The following is a 19,290-nucleotide window of genomic DNA, read 5'->3' as shown; positions in this document are numbered from 1 at the left end:
GTTCCTGGTTACGGTAAAGAGAGGCAGGACGACCAACCGGGAGAGCGCATGAGCGACTATTCGGGCTCCAGATTCGAGTCGGCCAAGCGCGGTGCCGGAGCCCTGTTCTCCGGTGCCCTGAGTTCGCTCATCATCGTCGTCGGCATGCTGGTCGTGATGTGGGCGGTCGAAGGGGTCGACTTCTTCCTCGGCGGCGCGCTCGACCGGCAGTTCGGCATCGTCGGCTGGGAGCCCGACGGCCTGGTCGGCATCATCTTCGCGCCGTTCCTGCACGGCGGTTTCGGCCACCTGATGGCCAACTCGGTGCCGCTGCTGATCCTGGGCTTCCTGGCCGGGCTGCGCGACGTGCGCAAGTTCCTGTGGGCCAGCGTGCTGATCATCTTCATCGGCGGCCTCGGCACGTGGGCGACCAGCCCCGGCGTCTACACGGTCGGGGCCAGCGGGCTCGTCTTCGGCTACTTCGGCTACATCTTGGCCCGCGGCCTGTTCGACCGGAGCCTGCTCGACATCGCGATCGGCATCGGCGTCGGCATCGCCTACTGGGGGATCCTGGCGGGCCTGCTGCCGAACCAGCAGGGCATCTCCTGGCAGGGACACCTGTTCGGCCTCATCGGCGGCGTGGTGGCCGCCTGGGTGCTGCGCCGCAGGCGTGCGCTCCCGCCCGCCAGGACCTCCTCCCCGTACTGACCTCTCAGAGGTGCGGCTTCGTGTGCTCGGCGGGTGAGCCGGCCAGCAGCCGGTCGATGTAGGCCAGGCCGACCGCCGACGCCACGAACGCCAGATGCATGATCGTCTGCCACATCATCTTGTCGTTGGGCGTCGACTGCGCCCTGATGAACGTCTGCAGCAGGTGCACCGACGAGATGCCGATGATGGCCGTGGCCAGCTTGACCTTCAGCACGTTCGCGTTGACGTGGGAGAGCCACTCGGGCTCGTCGGGGTGGTCGTTGAGGTCGATGCGCGAGACGAACGTCTCGTAGCCGCCGATGATCACCATGATGAGCAGGTTGGAGATCATCACCACGTCGATCAGCGCCAGGACCGTGAGCATGACCACGACCTCGGGCGAGGGCGCGTTCGCCACGGTCACCTCGCCGTGCAGGAACACGGTCTCGACGAGGTGCCACAGCTCCAGGGCGAACTGCCAGACGTAGACGGCCTGGGCCACGATCAGGCCCAGGTAGAGCGGCACCTGGAGCCAGCGGCTGGCGAACATCAGGTAGCCGAGGCTCTTCGGCCGTACGACCCGGCGGGGGGTGACTGACAACAAGGGTTTCCTAGCCGTCGGAGGACAGATGGCAGCAAAAGCCAGCACCGGCGGATCGCCGGTGCTGGCCGAGATGAGCGGGAACGAGGCCGGCTAGAGGCGCTCGACCACGTGGTCGACGCAGACCGTCAGCGCCTCGATGTCGGCCGGGTCGACGGCCGGGAACATCGCGATGCGCAGCTGGTTGCGGCCCAGCTTGCGGTAGGGCTCGGTGTCGACGATGCCGTTGGCGCGCAGCACCTTGGCCACCGCCGCGGCGTCGACCTCGTCGGAGAAGTCGATCGTGCCGACCACCTGCGAGCGGAACTCGGGCGCGGCGAACGGCGTGGTGTAGGAGGTCTTCTCCGCCCACGTGTAGAGCCGCGAGCTGGAGTCGGCGGTGCGGCCGGTGGTCCAGGCCAGGCCGCCGTTGCCGTTCATCCAGTCGAGCTGGTCGGCCAGCAGGAACAGCGTCGCCACCGCGGGGGTGTTGTAGGTCTGGTCCTTGCCGGAGTTGTCGATCGCGACCGGCAGGCTGAAGAACTCGGGCACGTAGCGGCCGCTCGCGGCGATCTCCTCGACCCTGGCCAGCGCCCGCGGGGACATGATCGCGATCCACAGGCCGCCGTCGGAGGCGAAGCTCTTCTGCGGCGCGAAGTAGTAGACGTCGGTCTCGGCGATGTCGACGGGCAGGCCGCCGGCGCCGGAGGTGGCGTCGACCAGCACGAGCGCGTCGTCGCCGCCCACGCGCGTGATCGGCATGGCCACGCCGGTCGAGGTCTCGTTGTGGGTGAGCGCGTAGACGTCCACGCCGTCCTCGGCCACGGCGGCCGGGTGGGTGCCGACCTCGGCCTTGATCACGCTCGGCTCGGCCAGCCAGGGCGCCTTCTTGGTGACGGTGGCGAACTTCGAGGAGAACTCGCCGAACGACAGGTGCTGGGACTTCTCGCGGACCAGCCCGAAGGCGGCGATGTCCCAGAACGCGGTGGTGCCGCCGTTGCCCAGGACCACCTGGTAGCCCTCCGGCAGCGAGAACAGGTCGGAAAGGCCCGACCGCACCCGGCCGACGAGGTTCTTGACCGGCTTCTGGCGGTGCGAGGTGCCCATGAGGCTCGCGCCGGACGCGGCGAGCGCGGCCAGCTGCTCGGTGCGAACCTTCGAGGGCCCACAGCCGAACCGGCCGTCCACGGGCTTGATGTCAGCGGGAATAACGATGTCAGCCACGTAACGGAGCCTACCGACCGGCGTGGAATGGCTCGTACGCGGTCCGGATTCTGAGACCTGTCAAAGTCTCCTCAAGGATGCCGTACCGGGGGAAACGAAACGGCTACCGCGAGGCCGCGGGGCCGCGCGGTAGCCGTGAGAAGCTCCGGTGAGGGAGGGGTTCAGATCTTGCCGGTCACCTCGGCGGCGCCGGGAACGTCGCCGAGCGGACGCGAGGCGGGGCCGATGTAGTTGGCACTCGGGCGGACGAGCCGGCCCGTGAGCTTCTGCTCCAGGATGTGCGCGGCCCAGCCGGCCGTGCGGGCGCAGGTGAACATCGAGGTGAACATGTGGGAGGGAACCTCGGCGAAGTCGAGCACGACGGCCGCCCAGTACTCCACGTTGGTGGCCAGCACGCGGTCGGGCTTGCGGGCGTGCAGCTCCTCCAGCGCGGCCTGCTCCAGCGCCGCGGCGACCTCGTAGCGAGGCGCGTCGAGCTCCTTGGCTGTCCTGCGCAGCACGCGGGCGCGCGGGTCCTCGGCGCGGTAGACGCGGTGGCCGAAGCCCATGAGGCGGTTGCCCTTGTCGAGCTCGCCCTGGACGTACTTCTTGGCGTCGCCGAGCTGCTCGACGCCCTCGATCATGTGCAGGACGCGCGCCGGGGCGCCGCCGTGCAGCGGACCCGACATGGCGCCGACGGCGCCGGACAGCGCGGCGGCCACGTCGGCGCCGGTGGAGGCGATGACGCGGGCGGTGAACGTCGAGGCGTTCATGCCGTGCTCGGCGGCGGAGGTCCAATAGGCGTCGATGGCCTTGACGTGCTTGGGATCAGGCTCACCGCGCCAGCGGATCATGAAACGTTCGACGATCGTCTCGGCCTCGTCGACCCGGCTCTGCGGAACCATGGGCAGGCCGAGGCCGCGCGCGGACTGCGCGACGAAGGACAGCGCCATGACGGAGGCACGGGCGAGCTGGTCACGCGCCTCCTCGCCGCTGATGTCGTGCAGCGGCTTGAATCCGTAGGCGGGCGCCAGCATGGCCAGCGCGCTCTGGACGTCGACGCGGATGTCACCGGAATGGACAGGGATGGGGAACGGCTCCGCCGGGGGCAGGCCCGGCTGGAACGTGTTGTCGACCAGCAGGCCCCAGACCGCCCCGAACGGGACCTGGCCGACCAGCTCTTCGATGTCGACGCCCCGGTATCGAAGGGCGCCCCCTTCTTTGTCCGGTTCCGCGATCTCGGTTTCGAAAGCTACGACGCCTTCGAGCCCGGGTTTGAAGTCGGACATACTCGGCCGCCTCCCCTTCTCTTGCCATGTTTGGGCAATGCCTTGATGTCGAGATACCGGCGGGTCAATTTAACCCCCTCGCAGCTCATGGTCGGTCTCGGGACCCGCCGTAAGCCCAAACCCGCTGGTCGGGAGCGGTGCGTGGGATCTACCACGCGAGCGCGACAGAATACCGTCTCGTGGATGCCACCCCGCGCCCGCCCAAGCTGGCGGGGCTTCGCCGTACGTACGAGGGCGAGCCGCTGCTCGAATCCGACCTCGCGGCCGACCCCATCGCGCAGTTCACCGTCTGGTTCCAGGACGCGCTCGACGCCGGCCTGCCAGAACCCAACGCCATGGTCCTGGCCACGGCCTCCGCGGGAGGCCGCCCGAGCGCCAGGACGGTCCTGCTGAAGGGCTACGACGAACGCGGATTCGTCTTCTACACCAACTACGAGTCGCGCAAGGGCCGCGACCTGACCGAGAACCCGCGCGCGTCGCTGCTGTTCCCGTGGCATCCGCTACGCCGTCAGGTGCGCGTCGAGGGCACCGTGGCGCGGATCTCCCACGAGGAGTCGGCCGAATACTTCGCCTCCCGCCCGTACGGCTCGCGCGTCGGCGCGTGGGCCTCGCGGCAGTCGGCGGTCGTCCGGTCGAGGGAGGAGCTGGACGCGCGCTACGAGGAGCTGGCGGCGCGCTGGCCGGAGGATCCGCCGGTGCCCGACTTCTGGGGCGGGTTCCGGGTCACGCCCATGGAGCTGGAGTTCTGGCAGGGGCAGCTGGACCGGATGCACGACCGGCTCCGTTACCGGCGGACCCGACCCGGCTGGGTTTTGGAGAGACTCGCCCCTTAATCTCCCTTAAGTGGCAATCGGGGAGCTGGTAAGACGTCATCTGGTGGACACCCGGCCGCTGGGCGTGCCCGCGTACCGGCGGATCTGGATGGGCCAGGCCGTGACGCACGTCGGCGTCGGCGTGACCGTCGTGGCGGTCGGCCAGCAGGTCTTCGAGCTCACCCACTCCTCGTTCTACGTCGGCCTGATCGGCATCGCCAACCTGGTCCCGCTGGTCGTCTTCGGCCTGTGGGGCGGGGCGGTGGCGGACGCCGTGGACCGGCGCAAACTGCTCATCGTCGGCTCGCTGATCGCCTGGACGGCCACGCTGTTCATCCTCGCCCAGGCGGCGCTCGGCCTGGACAACATCTGGGTGATCTTCGGCGCGGTCGCGCTCAACTCCACCGGCTTCGCCATCACGGGCCCGACCAGGGGCGCCATCATCCCGAGGATCCTCGATCCCGAGCTGGTGCCGGCGGCCAACGCGCTCAACTCGCTCGTCTACAGCCTCGGCGCGGTGCTGGGGCCGATGGTCGGGGCGGTGGCGCTGGCCAACGGCAAGTTCGCGGCGGCGTACACGGTGGATGCCCTGCTGTTCACCGCGAGCCTCTACGCGGCCCTCAAACTGCCCCCACTGCCTCCGTTAGGAGAAGTGACGCGTCCGGGTGCCCGGGCCGTCTGGGACGGCCTCAGCTTCATCGTCAGGAGCCCGGTGCTGCTGATGTCGTTCGTGGTGGACATCATCGCGATGGTGTTCGCCATGCCGCGGGCGCTCTTCCCCGAGCTGACCGCCGAGCGCTTCGGCGGCTCGATGATCGCGCTCGGCTGGATGACCTCCGCGATGGCCATCGGCTCCGTCGCCGGCGCGCTGTTCTCCGGCTGGGTCGGCCGGGTGAAGCGGCAGGGGGTGGCGCTGTCCATCGTCATCGCCGTATGGGGCCTGGCCGTGGCCGCCGCGGGGCTCGCGCACGAGCTGTGGCTGGTGGTGGCGTTCATGGCGATCGGCGGCGTGGCGGACGTCATCTCGTCGGTGTGGCGGCAGTCGATCCTGCAGCTGTACGCGCCGGACGAGATGCGCGGGCGGCTGCAGGGGGCGTTCATGGTGGTCGTGGCGGGCGGTCCGCGCCTGGGCGAGCTGCGCGCCGGGGCCATGGCGACCGGCATCGGGCTGAGCGGGGCGTGGGTGGGCGGCGGCATCGCTTGCGCCATCACCGTGCTGATCGTCGGCCTGTCGGTGACCGGCTTCAGGAACTACCGGGCCCGCTAGACGGCCGCGGCGGAGGGAGCCGGACCCCGGCGGTGCGTTCAGACGGCCGCCGCGGCGCGCAGGTCGGCCAGGAAGCCCGCGTACGCCTCGTCCCGGTCAGGGGCCCGCAGCACGGCCGACGGATGCACGGTGGCCACCGCGAGCGCGTCGCCGAGCGGCACCGGCTCACCCCGCTGCCGCGTCACCTTGAACTCCCGCCCCAGCAGCGACCTGGCCGCCGTCGCGCCGAGCACCACGACCACCTCGGGCCGCACCACGGACAGCTCGGCCTCCAGCCACGGCCGGCAGGCGTCGATCTCGGCCGCGGTCGGCTTCTGGTGGATCCGCCGCTTGCCCCGGGGCACGAAGGAGAAGTGTTTGACCGCGTTCGTGAGATAGACGTCGTCACGCGCGATCCCGGCCTCCTCCAGCCCCCGGTCCAGGATCCGGCCCGCCGGCCCCACGAAGGGGCGGCCCTCGCGGTCCTCCCGGTCGCCCGGCTGCTCGCCCACGAGCATGAACCTGGCCCGCCGCGGCCCCTCGCCGAACACGGCCTGCGTGGCGTTCCTGAACAGGTCGCATCCTTCGCACCCGGCCGCCGCACGACGTAGCGTGTCAAGATCGAACCGGTCGGGAAGGAACTCGGCCGCTCCGTTGTTGCCGTCCTTAACCATCGTCGGTCGTTCTCCCCATAGGGTTCCTGTGATTCCTGTGCCCGCCGCGGACGGGCTCAGTCCCCGCCATGACCGGCGTACCATTCAGTTGGGAGGAGCCTTGACCGCACACGGCCTGATCGACACCACGGAGATGTATCTCCGCACCATTTACGAGCTCGAAGAGGAGGGCATCGTCCCCCTCCGCGCCCGGATCGCCGAGCGTCTCCAGCAGAGCGGCCCCACCGTGAGCCAGACCGTCGCCCGGATGGAGCGCGACGGCCTCGTCCGCGTCGAGGGCGACAGGCACCTGTCGATGACCGAGCTCGGCCGCACCCTGGCCACCCGCGTGATGCGCAAGCACCGCCTGGCCGAGTGCCTGCTGACCCAGGTGATCGGCCTTCCCTGGGAAGAGGTGCACATCGAGGCGTGCCGCTGGGAGCACGTCATGTCGGAGTCCGTCGAGTCCCGGCTCGTGACGCTGCTCGACAACCCGACCGTCTGCCCGCACGGCAACCCGATCCCCGGCCTGGCCGAGCTGGGCGCCAGAGAGCCGGCCGACAGCGGCGCCGACACGCTGACCACCATGTGCGACCTCGCGGGAACGCGTGACACACCGGTTGTCGTGCGGCGAATTAGCGAACAAGTGCAAAGCGATCCTGCTGTGATGCTTAAACTCAAGCAAGTTGGGATACAACCCGGACGCGAGGTGACGCTCGCGGCGAGCGACGACGGTGTACGGGTGACAGGTGACGGTGACGCTAACGACACTCCTGCGGATCTTCCGCGCGACATCGCGGCGCACGTTTTTGTCTCCAAGCGCTGACGCGCGCGCTGCTACTTGGTTGAATCCCTCCTGGGAGGCCCTCCACTCTCCCCTGGCCAAGACTGTTGCAGGAGCGCTCGTGGTCCGCTGCTTTGCATACACGCCACCCCGAGGAGTGGTCTCCGGATGAAGCGTTGGGGGGATGTGTCACAAGAAGCGGCTGATCACCTAGCTGCCGGATCCGTGCTCGATCACGCCGAAATGGCGGTGGTCGTGACCGACCGTTTCAGCAATCTCCTCTATTGGAACCCCTTCGCCGAGAAGCTGTTCGGCCGTCAGGGTAAGTCGCCTTCGCGTGACTCGTCCGTCCTGTCCCTCGGGATCATGGAGAAGGACCACCCGCTGGCGATCGAGCTGGCCAAACACGTGCTCAAGGGCGGCGTGTGGGAGGGCACGTTCGACGTCAGGCGCGGCGACGGCACCATCGTCTACGTACGCGCCCAGGCCGTGCCGCTGCGCCACTCCTCCGGCGCGGTGACGGGGATCGTCATCATGGCCCGCGAGGCGCTGCGCAGCAACGAGCGCGAGAAGGACCGCTTCGGGCTGCTCGAACGCATCGGTGAGCGGCTGGCCGGCTCCCTCTACGTCGAGGAGACGCTCAAGCGCGTCACCGAGATGCTCATCCCGCAGTTCGCCGACCACTGCTTCATCGAGCTGATGGAGGGCGACCGGCTCGTCCGCAGGGTCTCCCAGCACGTGCAAGGGTGGGCGCCGCCGTCGGGAACATGGAAGCCGGTGGGGGCGGAGATCCGCTACCCCTCCGGCCACTACGCCGACACCGCGCTGCGCCGCCAGGAGACGATCCTGGTCGAGGACTTCTCCAACAGCCGCTTTCCCGCCCCCCACGAGAACAGCGCGCGGCTGTGCGGCGAGATCGGCATGACCTCCGCCATCGTGGCCCCCCTGCTCGTACGCGGTGAGACCCTCGGGCTGATGTACCTCGGCCTGTCCAACCTCACCGACCGCCGCAGCCCCCACTACGATGCCTTCGACCGCGACTTCGTCGGTGCCATCGCCACCAGGGTCGCGCTCGCCATCGACAACGCGCTGCTGTTCGAGGAGGAGCGGCACACGGCGGAGTCGTTCCAGAAGCACCTGCTGCCCAGGGCGCTGCCGCAGCTCGACGGGCTGCAGATCGCGGTGCGCTACTACCCGGCGGCCCCGCTGGCCTCCCACGGGCAGGGCATCCAGACGCAGGTGGGCGGCGACTGGTACGACGTCATCCCGCTGTCCGCGGGCCGCGTCGGCATCGTGATCGGCGACGTCGAGGGCAGGGGCGCCAAGGCCGCGGCCATCATGGGCCAGTTGCGGGCCGCGCTGCGCGCCTTCGCCCAGGACGACAAGTCCCCGGCCGACATCCTGGCCAGGCTCGACGAGTGGACCCGCATCATCGCCACCCCCGAGCAGGACGACAACGGCGCCGAGGTCAGCATCCCGCCCATCGTGACCTGCCAATACCTGGTCTACGACGCCTGGTCGCGGCAGCTGTCGTTCGCCAACGCCGGTCACGCCCCGCCGCTGCTGCTGGTCGACGGCCAGTGCCGCGAGCTCGACATCGAAGAGGTCGGCCAGCCGCTCGGGGTGCGCGCCAAGGGCCTGCACGCCGACCTGGTCTACAAGGAGGAGACCCGCACGCTGCCGCCGGGCGCGGCGCTGCTCCTCTACACCGACGGCCTGGTCGACCGCCGCCCGACCCGCGACGGCCGGATGCCGACCGAGGAGGAGACGCTCGGCGTCCTGTGCGACAAGCTCGCCAAGATGGCCGACGCCGAGGTCGAACGGATCGCCGACGCCGCCACCGTGGCGGTGCCCGGCGAGATCGACGACGACATGGCCATCCTCGTGGTCCGCTCCAGCGACGTCGATCTCGACGTCGAGTCGCAGACGTTCGCGGCACAGCCGATCATGGTGAGCGAGGCGCGCCGCATGGCCGCGGAGGCGTTCTCCAGGTGGAACGTACCCGAGGAGCGGGCCGAGCTGGCCTGCCTGCTGGTCTCCGAGGTCGTGACCAACGTGGTGCTGCACGCCGCCACCGCCGGGGTGCCGCGCAGGGAGCTGGTCGTGGAGGGGCCGCCGCTGCCGTTCGAGGAATCCTGGGACACTCCGGGCTTCGAGGACGAAGTGGTCGGCGACAAGGAGTTCACGCTGAGACTGCGCAGGGGCGAGGAGTCGGTCTGGGTCGAGGTGTTCGACCAGGACCTGCGCCTGCCCCGCATCCGCAGCGCGGGGGAGAACGACGAAGGCGGGCGCGGCCTTTACCTGGTCGACCAGCTGGCCAGGCGCTGGGGCTCGCGTCCCACCAGGGAAGGCAAAGCCGTCTGGTTCGAGATTCCCACGCGCGGCAGGTGAATGATTAGCTGGCGCCATGGAGCTGGCCTTCGAACGACGGGGCACCGGTGCGCCACTGGTTCTCATCCACGGCATCGGCCACCACTGGCAGGGGTGGCTGCCGGTCATGGACCGGCTGGCCGCCGCGCACACGGTGATCGCGGTCGACCTGCCCGGTTTCGGGGTCTCTCCGGGGCTGCCGCCCGGCATCCCCTACACCGCTGAGACGCTCGCCGACGCCGTCGAGTCGTTCTGCGCCTCACTGGGCATCCGCGAGCCCGCCGTGGCGGGCAACTCGCTCGGCGGCTACATCGCGCTGGAGCTGGCCTCGCGTGGCGTCGTCCGTACGGCGGCCGCGCTGTCACCGGCCGGTTTCTGGTCGCGGCCCGAGCTGCTCTACTGCCAGGCCGTGCTGCGCGCCATGCGTGCCTCGGCCCGATCCCTTCCTCCTGAGCAGCTCGCCATGACGGCCGGCAACCGTCACCTGCGCGCGGTGTCCGCGGGCCTGCTGGTCGCCCGGCCCTCCCGGCTCGACCCCGCCGCCCTGGTCGCCGCCACCCAGGCGCTGGGCCGGGCCGTCGGCTTCGAGGAGACGCTGGAGTCGTTCGGGGGCCTGATGCCGCCCGCGCCACCCAAGTCGCCGATCACGATCGCGTGGGGCGAGCACGACCGGCTGCTGCTCCGCCGCCAGGCCGTACGCGCGGCGCGCTGGTCGGGGCAGCGGGTCAAGCTGCTGCAGGACTGCGGTCACCTGCCGATGAGCGACGATCCCGCGCTGGTGGCCCGGGTGATCCTGGAGTCTTCGGCCCGCTAGATCTTGGTCTGGCCCCAGAGCATCAGCATCACCAGCACGAACACGATGACCACGCCGGCATAGCCGACGGGGCCCAGGCGGAACGCCCGGCGCACGCGGTTGAGACCCCAGGCGAACAGCAACGCCAGGAAAACCAGGAGGATCAGGCCGCCGTCCATGGTGTCCAGTATGCGGTGCGAACGGGCTCACCGCGCGGGGACGGCACGGAAGCGGCATGACCGCGCGAGCGCGCTGACCCCCGCGCTCGCGCGTCGGCCTCGGCTCAGAATCCGAAAGAGCGGCCGATGATCTCCTTCATGATCTCGGTGGTGCCGCCGTAGATCGTCTGGACCCGGCTGTCCAGCCACGCCTTGGCGACCGGGTACTCGGTCATGTAGCCGTACCCGCCGTGCAGTTGCAGGCAGCGGTCGATCACCTTGGTCTGCAGCTCGGTGGTCCACCACTTGGCCTTGGCGGCGTCCACCGCCGTGAGCTCCTTCGCGTTGAGCGCGGTGATGCACTTGTCCACGTAGTGGCGGGCGATCTCCGTCTCGGTGGCCAGCTCCGCCAGGACGAACCGGGTGTTCTGGAACGAGCCGAGGTTGCGCCCGAACGCCTGGCGCGTCCTGCAGTACTCGACGGTCTGCTCCAGGACGACCTCGGCCGCGGCCACCGCCGCCACGGCGATCGACATGCGTTCCTGCGGCAGGTTGTTCATCAGCTGGAAGAAGCCCTGGCCGTCCTCGGGGCCGAGGCGGTTGGCGACGGGCACCCGTACGCGGTCGAAGAACAGCTCGGCCGTGTCCTGGGCCTTCATGCCGATCTTGTCCAGGTTGCGCCCACGGCCGAACCCCTCCATGCCCCGCTCCACCACCAGCAGCGTCACGCCCCTGGCGCCCGCCTCCGGATCGGTCTTGGCCACCACCACGACGAGATCGGCGTTCACCCCGTTCGTGATGAACGTCTTCTGCCCGGTGAGCACGTAGTGGTCGCCGTCGCGCTCGGCCCTGGTCGTGATGCCCTGCAGATCGCTGCCGGCCCCGGGCTCGCTCATGGCGATGGCCGTGATCAGCTCGCCGCTCACGAAACCGGGCAGCCAGCGCTGCTTCTGCTCGTCGTTCGTCAGATCCACGATGTACGGGGCCATGACGTCGTTGTGCAGGGAGAAACCGAGACCGCTCGCGGCGCTTCTGATGATCTCTTCGACGATCACCGCGTTGTAGCGGAAGTCGGTGATGCCCGCGCCGCCGTACTCCTCCGGCACCGAGAACCCGAACATGCCCAGTTCGCCGGCCTTCTTCCAGACCTCGCGCGGGACGATGCCCTCCTTTTCCCACTGCTGATGGTGCGGCACGACCTCGCGGGCCATGAATTCGCGCACGGTCTCCCTGAACAGCAGGTGCTCTTCGTCGAAGAGGTCTCGCCGCATGTCGCCTCCGGGGGGACAGAACTCCATTCTGTTAGCGCCAGGTATACCCCCTTTCGTGGTGCGGGAGGAGCCGGTGGACACGGGTTCATCACAAGTGCCGGGGGAAGCGGCATTCGGTATGTGTTGCGGGTGTTTAGGACTCTAAGATCTACCCTCGGTCTATTTGTGGGTGATCGGAGTCTCCGTGAGTCGGTGGCGCAAGGCGTTGATCGCCGGATCGGTGAGCTTGGCGGCCTCAGGCGCGTTCGTCGCGACGTCCTCGATCCCGAGCCAGGCCGAATCCTCTCTGGTCATCAACTATCACTGCACAGGTGGCATCGCGGGAACCGGCGTGGACCTCGAAGCCCGGATGACCCCACAGGTGACGCAGGGCACCATGAACGTCCGCTGGGACATGTCCTATGAGAGCACGCAGCGGTTCGGGTCGCCGGGCTTCTTCCCCAAAGGGTCCTCGCTGGACCTGGAGGGCGTGGTCGACATCAGCGGCGCCTGGGTGGGCCAGCTCAGGCCCAGGGGCGGCAAGGAGCAGGAGCAACTGGTTCCGGGGGATTACCTTGACCTTCCGGAAGGGCTGACGGACAGCGCCCAGCTCACTCGCACCGGAACCATCCGCTTCAAGCCGGGCGCGCTCGCCATCAGATTCACGCCCGCCGAGGGCGAGGTGATGGTCAACAACAACTCCGACGAGATCGATTACGCGGGTGCCTGGACGCACGAATACACCGCCCCGACGTATGACGACTACCTCAACGACGTGCAGAAGGTCACTGGCCTCGATGCCACAGCCAGGCTGAAGTTCATCGGCACGAAAGTCGCCTACATCAGCCGGCGTGAGCAGAACCTCGGGGCGATCGAGGTGAAGATCGATGGGGCGCCGATCACCTCTGGGCTGGTCTACCCGGGCAAGGACCGCAACGGTGACGACATGACCGGTACCGAGACCCAGGAAGAGCTCTGGGAGTCGGTGCAGTTGGGCTACGGTCCGCACACGGTCGAGATCCGCAACACCGAGGACAAGGGCGCCTACCTGGACGCCTTCCGGGTGACCACCGGTGATGTCCCCGAGCCGCCGCAGCACAACCAGGCGACCTGCGCGCTTCAAGGGAACCCGGGCGCCATCGACGTGACCGTCCCCGGTGGCACCACGTCGCCGACAGGCGACCCCACAGACGACCCCGATCCCACGGACGACCCGAACGACCCGGACCCCAACGACCCGGACCCGGGTAACCCCGGCAACCCGGACCCCGGTAACAACGGGGTCGGCGATGGGGACGGGCTCACCAACGTGGTCGTCATTCCTCAGGCGTCCGGCACGACCTCGTCCACGCCGAAGAGCACCGGGCCGACCGCGACCAAGTACTACAAAGCGCCCCAGGTGGCCAAGACGCCCAGTGGCGGTGTCGAGACCGGGGTGGCGCCCGATGGGGAGCGGCATCCGTACGGGCTGATGGCCGGCGGGATGGCGCTGGTCATGGGGACCGCCGGTGGTGGGCTGCTCATGCGCAGGAGACGGGCCGAGCACGCGGGAGGAGCGCACTCATGACCGATCAGAACATGCCGGCCGAGAACGCCCCGGATCCGATGGCGCCGGTTCCGATCGCGCCCGATCCGATGGCGCCGGTTCCGGTCGCGCCGGTGCCGGGGGCGCCGACGGAGAAGACGCCGATGCAGAAGGCGCTGCCCGGGCTGCTGATCGCCGGCTCGCTCGGCGGGGTCGGCCTGGTCATGGTGAGTCTGCTCTCGCTGGCGCCGCCGGTGGACGACGGCTCGGGCCCGCGGCCGATGGCGGCGCCGCAGGACGTGCCGACCACGGTCGAGATGCAGAACGCGGGCGCGTTCATCCTGCCGCCCACGGTCGGCCCCGGCGGCAAGAACAAGCCGCTCACCCCGGCCCGCCTCGACGCCCCGCCGCCGCTGGCCGCCGTTCCCGTCATCCCGGCGATCCCCAAGGCCAAGACGAAGACCGCCAAGGCCAGGCCGACCCGCATCAAGATCCCCAAGATCAAGGTCAACTCCGCGATCGGCGGGGTCACGGTGAGCAAGAAGGGCAGGCTCGGCACCCCGCCGCTGAGCAGGCCCAACCAGACCGGCTGGTACAAGCTGTCGCCGGTGCCGGGCGAGGTGGGCCCGTCGATCATCAACGGGCACGTGAGCACCCGCAAGGGCCCCGCCGTCTTCGACCGCCTGCGCGAGCTGGCCAAGGGCGACCAGATCTACGTGTACCGGTCGGACGGGAAGGTCACCCGCTTCACGGTCAGCGGGATCGAGCAGGCCAGCAAGACCTCGTTCCCGACCAAGCGGGTGTACGGGAACACCAACGACTCCCAGCTCAGGCTCATCACGTGTGGTGGGGTCTACAACCGGACGACGCATCACTACACGGACAACATCGTCGTGTACGCAACGTTGTCCAAGAAGAAGGGCTGACCGAAACTTGGGGTCTTTTCGCCGGTTTACGGGAAGTTGACAGGGACAGTTCGTAGGATCTCAACCTAACCGTGACCAACGGCTGGAATTCTGGCACGACTGTTGACACTGCTTTGAAACGGAGATGAACCCGTGCTTATGTCCCAGGTGGGGCGCCGCCTCGCCCATACGACGTCCGCGTTGGGATTAGTAGGCGCGCTGGTCGTCCTCGTTTGCGGCGTCTTCGTCATGGCGACACCGACCACGGCGTTCGCGGCGACGAAGACGTTCTCCTACACGTGTCAAACCGGTGGGCCGTATACGGTCACGACGGGTACACCGCTCACGGTGACGCTGACTGCGCCCACCTCCGTGACTGCAGGTCAGACATTCGATCTGACGGTGGGCATCCCGACGTTGACGCTTGCGACGAACAGTGTTCCGCAGACCGCCACTACTGTGGCCGTCAATCTGGCGCTGACGCCGTCGGGTGGCACGGTCACTGAGCCGACCACCCCGAAGCCTGGGGCGGCCATCACGGCAAACCAGGCCGCGGTGCCTGCCGGTAACGCCACTTACAAGGTCGCGGTCAACTCCACCACCACGGGCAAGATCAGCCTGGACCCCGGCGATCTGAAACTCGGCGTCACCTCCGCTACGAGCGCCGCCACGACCAATTGCACCACGACCTCGACCGAGGTCCTGGACGTCCCGATCGGCACCGGGGGCGGAGGCGGCACCGGCACTGACCTCGTCGAGTATGAGTGCGTCGGCCCTGAGGACTCCGATGTCCAAGACGTCGAGATCAAGGTCGAGCTGACCATGCCGACCACCGCCAAGGTGAATGAGCAGTTCGCCATCAAGTGGAAGGGCACCTACACGACGGGCAAGGAGCTCAAGGCGCCCACCACGGGTCAGACGATCCCCGCCAAGATCTTCGCCTATGCATCTCTGACCGGGATCACCGGTCTGACCTCCGCCACCGGTGAAGGCACGACGGGCACCATCACGGCCGGGAGCACCATCCCGCTTCCCACCACCGCGTTCGATATGAAGACCACTGCCAGCACGGCGGGCACAGCCACGGTGAAGCCGGCGGATGTGAACTTCGGCGCCAACACCGCGACCGGCAACAATCCGGCGATCGCGTGCAAGGTCCAGAACGCCACCGAGCTCAAGTCCTACACGCTCACGGTGGGCAGCGGAACCACGAGCCCGAGCCCCACCACGACGAGCCCCACAGCCAGCCCTACGACCACCAGCCCCCGCCCCACCACCACCCGCACCGCCACCCTGACGGTCACCCCGTCGAAGACCCGTAAGTCGCAGACCCCCAAGGCGGGCGCGGACACCGGTGCCGGGGGGACGATGGGGCCTGATGGGCGGTTGTTCATTCTGACGGGGACCGGGCTGGTCGCGGCGGCGGCGATCGGTGGGCTGGTCATGCGACGTCGTTCCGTCAAGGGCTGAGCGAGATGTCCGGCTACTACCCGTACGGCGGCGGCCAGCCGAACCAGCCGCCCCCTCCGGCCGACAAGGGCGGCACCGCGCTGCGGACCGTGCTGATCGTGGCGGCCATCGCGGGCGTCGTGACGGTCGTGGCGGGCCTGCTGATCGTCTTCAGGTCGCCCGAAGAGTACGGCCTGGCCAGCAACAGGGACTCCCTGGCGTTGCGGGCGCAGCCGAAGAACACGGGGCAGCCCGAGCAGGCGCTGTTCCAGGCCCCGGCGAACGTGCCGCCGCCGCTGCCGCAGATCAACCCGGCGCCCCCCATGCTGCCCTCGACCCCGATCAGGCTGGTCGTCAAGCGGTTGGGGATCAACGCGCCGATCCGGTCGGTGGGCCTGGCCAAGGACGGCACGATCCAGGTGCCGCCGTCGGAGAACCACAACCTGGTGGGCTGGTACCGGAACATGTCCACCCCGGGTGAGGTCGGCCCGGCCGTGCTGCTCGGGCACAAGGACACCCGGACGCGCGCCGCCGTGTTCGCCCGCCTGCCGGAGCTGAGGCACGGCGACACCATCGAGGTCAAGCGCCAGGACAAGACGACCGCGGTGTTCACCGTGGGCGGGGTGGAGCAGGCGAGCAAGAAGACGTTCCCGACCCAGCGGGTCTACGGGAGCCAGGAGAACGCTCAGCTGCACCTGATCACCTGCGGTGGCACCTACGATCGGACCACCGGGCACTACACCGACAACGTCATCGTCTACGCGACGATGACGAGCTCCTATCGAAGCTGAGCGCGGAGGCGGGCATGGGCTGGATGGCGAAGCGGAGACTGCGTACTGGCCCGACGGCGGCCTTGCCCGCCAAACCGGACCTGGACGAGTTGTTGCGCGTCGTCAGGCTCGCCGACCCGGCCGCGAGGCGGGACGGCGACGACATCGTGGCGACCGACGCGCGCGTGTGCGCGCCCGTCGAGGCCGAGGGTGAGCTGACCGGTGGTGAGCTGGAGAAGGTCTGGGCGGTGCGGGTGGCCGCGGAGGGCCCGCTGCCGCTCGACTTCTTCGACCGCTTCCTCGCCGAGGGCCTGGCGTTCCGGCTGGGCGGGCTCGCGGTGTGCCGGGGCGAGGTGAGCGATCCGGCCGACGACGAGGAGAGCGGCCCTGCGGTGATTCTGCCGGTACGTCCCACGCCGGAAGAGCTGGCCCCGCTGCTGGAGCAGGAGGAAGAGGGCATCGCGTTCAGGGCGGGCGACATCCGGGCCGTGCTGGTGCCGCAGAAGGGCCAGCCGCCGGCCGTGCAGGAGCTGCTGCCGTTCGCGACCGAGCTGACCGCGATCGAGTTGCGCGGCGGCGAGCCGGTCAAGCTGGGGGCGCTCGCGCTGGAGCTGTCCGAGGCGCTGAACGGGATCGCGGTGGACCGCTGGCGCTTCCGGATCGACACGGCGGAGGATCTCCTGTCTCCCGCGTCGGCGGAGGAAGCGGAGGACGCCGAGGAGTCGAAGGGAGCCGGGGAGTCGAAGGGAGCCGAGGAGGCGGAGGAGGTCGTACCCCCGGCGGAGCCTGCGTCCGAATGACGTTCTGTTGTACTCTGCACCTAGTAACCGAATAATGCTCGGTTTCCAGGAGGCACTGTGGCAGAGGCGTACATCGTCGGGGCGGTTCGCACCCCGGTCGGCAAGAAGAAGGGCGGCCTTTCCACCGTCCACCCCACTGACCTGGCCGCGCACGCGCTGAAGGCGCTGATCGACCGCACCGGCGTCGACCCGGTCGCGGTCGAGGACGTCATCATGGGGTGCGTCATGCAGTTCGGCCCCCAGAGCATGGACATCGCGCGCAATGCCTGGCTGTCGGCAGGGCTGCCCGAGACCACCGCCGGCGTCACGATCGACCGGCAGTGCGGCTCCTCCCAGCAGTCGATCCACTTCGCCGCGCAGGGCGTCATGTCCGGCACCCAGGACCTGGTCGTGGCGGCCGGCGTCGAGTCGATGAGCATCGTGCCCATGGGCGCGTCGATCACGGCCGCCCTGGAGAAGGGCATGCCGTTCCCGTTCGGCGACAAGTGGGTCGAGCGGTACGGCAAGCAGGAGATCTCGCAGTTCCGCGGCGCGGAGCTGATGTGCGAGAAGTGGGGTTACACGCGGGACGTGCTGGAGCAGTACGCCTTCGAGTCCCACCAGCGGGCCGCCAAGGCCATCGCCAACGGCTACTTCAAGGACCAGATCGCCCCCGTCAACGGAGTCGAGGACGACGAAGGGCCGCGGGCGGACACGACGCTGGAGAAGATGGCCGGCCTGAAGACCCTCAAGGAGGGCGGCCAGATCACGGCGGCCACGTCGTCGCAGATCTCCGACGGCTCCGGCGCCGTGCTCATCGCCTCCGAGCAGGCCGTACGCGAGCACGGTCTCACCCCGAGGGCGCGCATCCACCAGCTCGCGCTCATGGGCGACGACCCGGTCTACATGCTGACCGCGCCGATCCCCGCCACGCAGCGGGCGCTGAAGAAGGCCGGCATGTCGATCGACGAGATCGACGTCGTCGAGATCAACGAGGCGTTCGCGCCGGTGCCGCTGGCGTGGATGAAGGAGATCGGCGCCGATCCGGCCCGGGTCAACCCGAACGGCGGCGCCATCGCGCTCGGCCACCCGCTCGGCGGCACGGGCGCGATCCTGATGACCAAGCTGCTGCACGAGCTGGAGCGCACCGGCGGCAGGTACGGCCTGCAGACGATGTGCGAGGGCGGCGGCCAGGCCAACGTCACCATCATCGAACGGCTGTGAAGGGTGGAGCGCCGCCTCCGGGCGTACGGGGGAGGCGGCGCTCCGCTAACTACCATCCCGGTAGTTGTCTAACGGCCCTTGGGCGGAAGGCGCCGGGGCGGCATGATCGGCCGCTGCGGCATCTTCGGCATCGGGCGCACCACCGGCAACTGGGGCCGGTTCTTCTTGTTTCCTGAGCGAACGCGCATAAGGGAAGCTCCTCTACGTAACTCACGACGCGGCTCGATAGAGGCCGGTCGACATGCTCAGCTGCCGCGTCTCATGGATGGACTGGCTGAGTGGCGGGCGGAAGCCCCGCGAATTACAGGTAAAGGCGCATGTCCATGAGGCTATGGGGGCCTCGGACGGCCGCGCAACCGAATTAACGGCGAGCCGGATCGCGGGCGGCGTTCAGCCGCGCGCCCGGCTCAGGCTGTCAGCTGCGCGCCCGGCTCAGGCTGTCAGCTGCGGGCCCGGCTCAGGGCTGTCAGCCGCGGGCCTGGCCCGCCGCGATCACGCTGTCGAGGGCCGCGCGCGACTCGCGCATCGCCTCCATGGCGCGGTCGATCCGGTCGCGCTCGGCCCGCAGCCGCCCCAGCATGTCAGGACAGGTCGGGGCGAGATGATCGCTCCCGGCCTCCAGGCAGGGCAGCACGGTCGCGATCATCGTGGTGCCGAGGCCGGCGGAGAGCAGGCAGCGGATCCGGCGCACCACCTCGACGTGGCCCTCGCCGTATTCGCGCTGGCCGCCGGCGCCGCGCTCGGGGCGCAGCAGGCCCTGCTCCTCGTAGTGCCGCAGGAGCCGCTCACTCACACCGGTGCGTCGGACGAACTCCCCGATGCGCACGTGGCCTC

General features: G+C 69.1%; 19 protein-coding genes. 12 read left to right on the top strand and 7 right to left on the bottom strand.

Annotation, left to right across the window (positions count from 1 at the left end; genetic code table 11):
• Positions 1–48 precede the first annotated feature (48 nt).
• Positions 49–687 (top strand): rhomboid family intramembrane serine protease, encoded by a 639-nt coding sequence (locus tag OIE67_RS42525; protein ID WP_326631187.1) that lies wholly within the window; start codon positions 49–51, stop codon positions 685–687.
• 4 nt (positions 688–691) lie between these two features.
• Here the strand turns inward: OIE67_RS42525 and OIE67_RS42520 are convergent, their stop codons facing one another.
• The 3 genes from OIE67_RS42520 to OIE67_RS42510 form a co-directional block, all read right to left on the bottom strand.
• Positions 692–1,267, bottom strand: coding sequence for a TIGR00645 family protein (locus OIE67_RS42520; protein WP_245956027.1), 576 nt, complete (start codon positions 1,265–1,267; stop codon positions 692–694).
• A gap of 93 nt (positions 1,268–1,360) precedes the next feature.
• Entirely contained in the window at positions 1,361–2,470 is a 1,110-nt protein-coding gene (gene serC, locus OIE67_RS42515; protein WP_326631183.1) for a phosphoserine transaminase, read from the bottom strand.
• Positions 2,471–2,631: 161 nt separating this feature from the next.
• Positions 2,632–3,738, bottom strand: coding sequence for a citrate synthase 2 (locus OIE67_RS42510; protein WP_326631181.1), 1,107 nt, complete (start codon positions 3,736–3,738; stop codon positions 2,632–2,634).
• Between the two features lie 179 nt (positions 3,739–3,917).
• On the opposite strand from OIE67_RS42510, the gene pdxH reads away from it, so the two are divergent.
• The gene (gene pdxH, locus OIE67_RS42505; protein WP_326631179.1) at positions 3,918–4,571 is read left to right on the top strand and encodes a pyridoxamine 5'-phosphate oxidase; all 654 of its coding nucleotides are present in this window, start codon (positions 3,918–3,920) and stop codon (positions 4,569–4,571) included.
• A 10-nt stretch (positions 4,572–4,581) separates the two neighbouring features.
• A complete protein-coding gene (locus OIE67_RS42500; protein ID WP_326631177.1) occupies positions 4,582–5,817 on the top strand; it encodes an MFS transporter in 1,236 nt (411 codons plus the stop codon).
• 38 nt (positions 5,818–5,855) lie between these two features.
• Here the strand turns inward: OIE67_RS42500 and OIE67_RS42495 are convergent, their stop codons facing one another.
• A complete protein-coding gene (locus tag OIE67_RS42495) occupies positions 5,856–6,470 on the bottom strand; it encodes a UdgX family uracil-DNA binding protein (protein ID WP_326631175.1) in 615 nt (204 codons plus the stop codon).
• A 100-nt stretch (positions 6,471–6,570) separates the two neighbouring features.
• On the opposite strand from OIE67_RS42495, the gene OIE67_RS42490 reads away from it, so the two are divergent.
• From OIE67_RS42490 to OIE67_RS42480, 3 genes are all read left to right on the top strand, one after another.
• Positions 6,571–7,275 carry a metal-dependent transcriptional regulator gene (locus OIE67_RS42490; protein ID WP_106244274.1) on the top strand — a complete coding sequence of 235 codons (705 nt, stop codon included), beginning with the start codon at positions 6,571–6,573 and terminating at the stop codon, positions 7,273–7,275.
• Positions 7,276–7,401: 126 nt separating this feature from the next.
• Positions 7,402–9,624, top strand: coding sequence for an ATP-binding SpoIIE family protein phosphatase (locus OIE67_RS42485; RefSeq protein ID WP_326631171.1), 2,223 nt, complete (start codon positions 7,402–7,404; stop codon positions 9,622–9,624).
• A gap of 16 nt (positions 9,625–9,640) precedes the next feature.
• The gene (locus OIE67_RS42480) at positions 9,641–10,417 is read left to right on the top strand and encodes an alpha/beta fold hydrolase (RefSeq protein WP_326631169.1); all 777 of its coding nucleotides are present in this window, start codon (positions 9,641–9,643) and stop codon (positions 10,415–10,417) included.
• Here OIE67_RS42480 and OIE67_RS42475 read toward each other — a convergent pair.
• Both OIE67_RS42475 and OIE67_RS42470 read right to left on the bottom strand, forming a co-directional pair.
• Positions 10,414–10,575 (bottom strand): hypothetical protein, encoded by a 162-nt coding sequence (locus OIE67_RS42475; protein WP_181307793.1) that lies wholly within the window; start codon positions 10,573–10,575, stop codon positions 10,414–10,416. The genes OIE67_RS42480 and OIE67_RS42475 overlap by 4 nt on opposite strands.
• 104 nt (positions 10,576–10,679) lie before the next feature.
• Positions 10,680–11,825: an acyl-CoA dehydrogenase family protein gene (locus tag OIE67_RS42470; protein WP_326631167.1), complete on the bottom strand. Its 1,146-nt coding sequence runs from the start codon at positions 11,823–11,825 to the stop codon at positions 10,680–10,682.
• 184 nt (positions 11,826–12,009) lie between these two features.
• Here OIE67_RS42470 and OIE67_RS42465 point away from each other — a divergent pair, with 184 nt between their 5' ends.
• The 6 genes from OIE67_RS42465 to OIE67_RS42440 all read left to right on the top strand — a co-directional run bounded on the left by OIE67_RS42465 (position 12,010) and on the right by OIE67_RS42440 (position 18,456).
• The gene (locus OIE67_RS42465) at positions 12,010–13,371 is read left to right on the top strand and encodes a hypothetical protein (RefSeq protein WP_326631166.1); all 1,362 of its coding nucleotides are present in this window, start codon (positions 12,010–12,012) and stop codon (positions 13,369–13,371) included.
• A complete protein-coding gene (locus OIE67_RS42460; RefSeq protein WP_326631165.1) occupies positions 13,368–14,255 on the top strand; it encodes a class F sortase in 888 nt (295 codons plus the stop codon). The genes OIE67_RS42465 and OIE67_RS42460 overlap by 4 nt, the downstream gene beginning before the upstream one ends.
• 228 nt (positions 14,256–14,483) lie before the next feature.
• Positions 14,484–15,704, top strand: a complete 1,221-nt coding sequence (locus tag OIE67_RS42455) for a hypothetical protein (protein WP_326631164.1) — start codon at positions 14,484–14,486, stop codon at positions 15,702–15,704.
• 5 nt (positions 15,705–15,709) lie between these two features.
• Positions 15,710–16,474 carry a class F sortase gene (locus OIE67_RS42450; protein ID WP_326631162.1) on the top strand — a complete coding sequence of 255 codons (765 nt, stop codon included), beginning with the start codon at positions 15,710–15,712 and terminating at the stop codon, positions 16,472–16,474.
• 23 nt (positions 16,475–16,497) lie between these two features.
• Positions 16,498–17,253: a hypothetical protein gene (locus OIE67_RS42445; protein WP_326631160.1), complete on the top strand. Its 756-nt coding sequence runs from the start codon at positions 16,498–16,500 to the stop codon at positions 17,251–17,253.
• Positions 17,254–17,310: 57 nt separating this feature from the next.
• Complete coding sequence (locus OIE67_RS42440) at positions 17,311–18,456, top strand: acetyl-CoA C-acetyltransferase (RefSeq protein WP_106244293.1); 1,146 nt, start codon at positions 17,311–17,313, stop codon at positions 18,454–18,456.
• Between the two features lie 466 nt (positions 18,457–18,922).
• Here the strand turns inward: OIE67_RS42440 and OIE67_RS42435 are convergent, their stop codons facing one another.
• Entirely contained in the window at positions 18,923–19,282 is a 360-nt protein-coding gene (locus OIE67_RS42435; protein WP_106244295.1) for a MerR family transcriptional regulator, read from the bottom strand.
• Positions 19,283–19,290: the final 8 nt, after the last annotated feature.

This window comes from Nonomuraea fuscirosea, assembly GCF_035917475.1.
GTDB classification, from domain to species: Bacteria; Actinomycetota; Actinomycetes; order Streptosporangiales; family Streptosporangiaceae; genus Nonomuraea; species Nonomuraea fuscirosea.
The sequence above is the reverse complement of the archived record's forward strand: the minus strand, read 5'-3'. Positions and strand labels throughout refer to the sequence as shown.